The organism is bacterium (assembly GCA_024228115.1).
In the GTDB taxonomy this organism is placed as follows: Bacteria; Myxococcota_A; UBA9160; order UBA9160; family UBA6930.
This window is the reverse complement of the sequence record JAAETT010000583.1, coordinates 1-3,995: the sequence shown is the minus strand read 5'-3', so window position 1 is coordinate 3,995 and position 3,995 is coordinate 1. Positions and strand designations below refer to the sequence as shown.

At 59.8% G+C, this 3,995-nt stretch carries 2 protein-coding genes; both read right to left on the bottom strand.

What is annotated here, in order from left to right:
- Positions 1-940: 940 nt before the first annotated feature.
- Positions 941-2,812, bottom strand: a complete 1,872-nt coding sequence (locus GY937_24310) for a DEAD/DEAH box helicase family protein (protein MCP5059838.1) — start codon at positions 2,810-2,812, stop codon at positions 941-943.
- Positions 2,813-2,820: 8 nt separating this feature from the next.
- A complete protein-coding gene (locus GY937_24305; protein ID MCP5059837.1) occupies positions 2,821-3,888 on the bottom strand; it encodes a tyrosine-type recombinase/integrase in 1,068 nt (355 codons plus the stop codon).
- Positions 3,889-3,995: the final 107 nt, after the last annotated feature.

Here is a 3,995-nt window from a genome sequence, read left to right as displayed (position 1 = left end):
TGCTGTTTCTCTGCGTCCAAGACATTTGCCATGGCCGGCGAGGCTATCCGCCTCGCCCGCCTCAACGTCCTGGACGACTCCCCGTTCTATGGCCGGTTTTCAGGTGATCACGTATGGCCGCTTTTGGGTGTTCACCGAGGTTACGTTTGGAGTGTTGCATTCCAAGCGCTAGCGGGGAGCTTGACCGACGTGTCGGCTTCCCGGTGCCCCCAGCTGGGTACTTAGCTTCGAGAGCCCCGCCTCTGGCGGGGTTTCTTGTGTCTGTCTTGCCTCGGGCCAGCGTGGGGAAGGGGTTCAGGCCTGCAGAGGCCCCACGGTGTGTCATGAGACGGAGGATGCTCGACAGGGGGCCGCCAGTCGACACCGTGGAGCGTGGCGACTTTGGCACTTGGCGAGTTACCTCAGTGCCCCCTTGCTCGCATATCCACGACGAAGAGGGCTGTCGCCATCAGCGAGCCGAAGAGCGACGCGAGCCCGAGGCACCCATAGCCGGAACCGCTGCCGCCTCCGATAGGTCTGCAATCCACGCTTCGGACTGGCCGTCCGGATTGGTCCCCCAGCCGCTGACCACGGTGCCGTCGGCCGATACGCCCGTGGCCGCGCGCAGGTCCACCCGGCGGGAATCGCGACGCCAAAGCCGGTGAGCACGTCCTCGACAGGGCGCATCGCGTCGATCGCATCCCAGATGAAAGGCCTCATTGACGATCTCCGGATACGCCCTACCGAAGTCTCAAGAGCAACTTTTCTATGTCAACGCGACCCTTCTCGAGAATCAACTTCGCGCAGGGCAGGCAGTAGGATTTCGCGGATTGCATTGACTCTTTGAATACGAGACAGCTCTCTCCCTTGGCGATTTCATGCTTCTTGTTCCACCCGCACTTGCGAAGCGCCTTCGCGTCTTCGAAGTAGCACTTGCGAAGAGCGGATTTCATCGCACCCACTAGGAGCGCTCCTGTCGTCGGCCACGGATCAACGCTTCCACTTCGTCCCCGATGTCCTCGATGCTGTCAGTCGCTTCGGTGAGCTGTTCGAGGGTAAGATCAGGCCGCCCGTCTCGCGAAAATCCGAAACGCTCGTTCACTGCACGGTGCATCAGCTGAATGGTGGCGCCCATGTTGTTACGCGCACCAAGGTCCGGGAACAGGCGAATCAGAGTGGGGGCAGCGGGCGCCTCACCGAGGGCCTGTAGCATGCGCCCGGCGACCGATCGGCTCACCTCGTCAAGTCGCTTTCGTCGCTCTTGCCTCTGCTGCTGGGGCTGAACCGGCAGCCGCTCAGGGCGGAGACCTGCCGCGCGGCGATTACGCGCATCGAGTAGCCGCTGTACCAAGTCTTCGCGAGTAAGTCCGAGCTCATCCGGGTCGACACCGAGCAGCTGTGGAATCTTGTGCATGAGCTCGTCGATGCTGCCCTCATCTTCCGGGTCGAGGAATTCATCTGTGCTGAACCGTTCGATGAGTTGCTCGAGCACCTCCATGCCCGGTCGCGTGCTTGCACGGCGTTCCCGTTCACCTTCCGGCGTGGGGTTGTCGTTCGGGTCCAGCCAATCTCCGAATACCATCTGGTCTTCGCGGTCGAACGCTTTGAAGTCTTCCCATCTTGCGTCCTGCTGCAAGCCAATATGAGAGACGACGTAGCCTTGGTTGTCCTCATGCTCTGGCGCGTTTTGGACGAGCACGCGCATGATGCGCCCGACGAACTGCACATATGGGGAGAGACCACGAAATGGCCTGAAGATCGCGGCGACCGACAGGGGAGGGTGGTCAAATCCTTCACCAAGGACATTGACCTGCGCGATGCAATCGAGGCGACCTGCTTTGAGGTCCTCCATCACCCTCTGGCGGTCCTCCTTCTTCATCTTGCTGTCGACAGCTTCCGCCTTGTATCCGCGCTCCCGATAGAGAGAAGCGACTTCGCGCGCGTGGTTGATCGAGCACGTGGCGGCGATGATCTGGTGCTTTGTGCCGGAATCACGAAGCACCTCGAGCCATTGAATGCTGGCATCGACGATGCTGATGTTTGTCTCTCTAGACAGGGCGATGCCCTTTCGGAACCAGGCTTCTTCGCGGAGATCGAGGACCTGGTCGCGCGTGAGGCGGCGCGTGGAGCCCTCATGTGTGAAGTAGAGCTCGGTCGGGTCGACGTTCGCGGCCGTAATCTGCTTGATGTAGCCCTGTCGCATCGCCTGGGAGAATCGGTAGGTGTAAATGATCTCGCCTTCGACTTCGGCACCATCGGAGCGAAACGGAGTGGCAGTCAGGCTCACGACCTTGGCATTCGGGAACCGCTCGAAAACTCGCGTCCAGCTAGCCGCCGCGTTGTGGTGGCCTTCGTCGACGAGAATGAGGTCGAAGAAGTCGTCAGGAAACTCAGGCAGCCAGCGGTCCGCGGAACTTGCGAGCTGATGAATGTTCGTCACGACGATGTGCGAGTTTTCGCAGTCGGAGATGTTGGCGTTCTTGCCGTCGAGAACAGCGCGGTGGGGTCCGTCGGTGAAATCCGTTAGGGCTCTAGTCTTTCGCCAGATGCAATCGGAGTTGGTGTAGTCGAGCTCGGCGGCGACACCGTCCCGAATCTCTAGGTTCGGAGCGATGATGAGCACGCGGCCTTGAGCCAAGCCGAAGGGTGCAATGCCCATGAGCCCGGTCTTCCCGCAGCCGACGGGAATACGAAGAATCGCGTGGCTGTTCTTCGAGGTAAAATGCTCGCGAGTCGCGTCGTAGCCCTCGATCTGAGGGATTCGAAGCCGGCGATTCTCGTGAATCGTAATCGGTGCCTCGGCAAAGAATCTGCGGATTTCGTCTTGTTCCATTGGTTCCCCTAGATCTTGATGCGCTCGATTTCGTCGAGTGTGAGTTCGTCGTTAGAGCGGTCGTAGAGCTTCGTTGTGCGCACATCCGCGTGCGCTGCAATCTGTTGGGCCTTCTCGACGGAGCCGCCGTTTTCGATGAAATTCGTGATGCCCGTAGCTCGGAAGCTGTGATTGCAGAGCTTCTCGGCGAGGCTGGGCTCGATTCCAGCATTCTTGGCACGGCGCTTCACCATCTTTAGGGCGTCGTTTCTTGAGAGTGGGAGCTCTGTGAAGCGGCGGTAGCGATCGACGGACCGAAACAGGGGAGCCCCCTTCTGACCGCGGATGTCAGCCGCGTCCAGATAGTCCTCCATGTATTCGTAGGCCTTATGATGGGCTGGAACAGAGTGCATTTTCCCGCCCTTCTCATGAAGCCGGAACCACCAGAACTTCTTCTCGTAGTAGTAGTCCTCGAAACGCATGTTCACCGTCGCACTGATGCGGGCGAAGCTGTAGACGAGAACACCGATGAGGGCGCGATCGCGAATGCCGGCTGCAGTCGACGTATCGATTGCTTCAATGAGCGCCTTGGCCTCGTCTACCGTGAGCACGGGTGTGAGACCAACGGTGACCGAGTGGCGAGGACCCTTTACTGGTGCAGCGGGATTCACCGCGAGGACCTGGCCGGTGACGAGCCAGTCAAAGAGCTTTCGGATGGCGGCGAGGCTCTGTTTGATGGATGCCGGTGAGTAGGCCTTGTCGACGAACGGTGGTCTGCCGCGGCCGTTCCATCCCATGAGAGCGAGGTCCTCGGGCAAGCCGGTCGTGCCGAGTTGCTCGATGTAGGCGCCGACCATGAATGGCTCGAGGTCTGTCAACTGCTGCAGCCCGTGGAGCTCGGCCCAGCGGAAAAACTGAGCGACGGCTCTCGCGTAGGCTTCTCGAGTGTTCGCATTGCGAATCGTGGCCGCGAAGAAATCCAAGAAGCGCTTGCTCGCCTGATCGCCGGCTCGCTCGATCAGCGTCGGCAGCACCAAGCTCTGACCCTTGACCTGCGGGGTGCCTGCACCTTGGAATGGGATCAGTTCGTCGCTCACAGTGGATCCTCGAAAGCCGAATTCACGCAGCAATTTGCCGCAGCTTCATTTCTACCATTTTCTCATCGTTTGGTCAATCATAACCACTTTTATGATAGACCAACAAG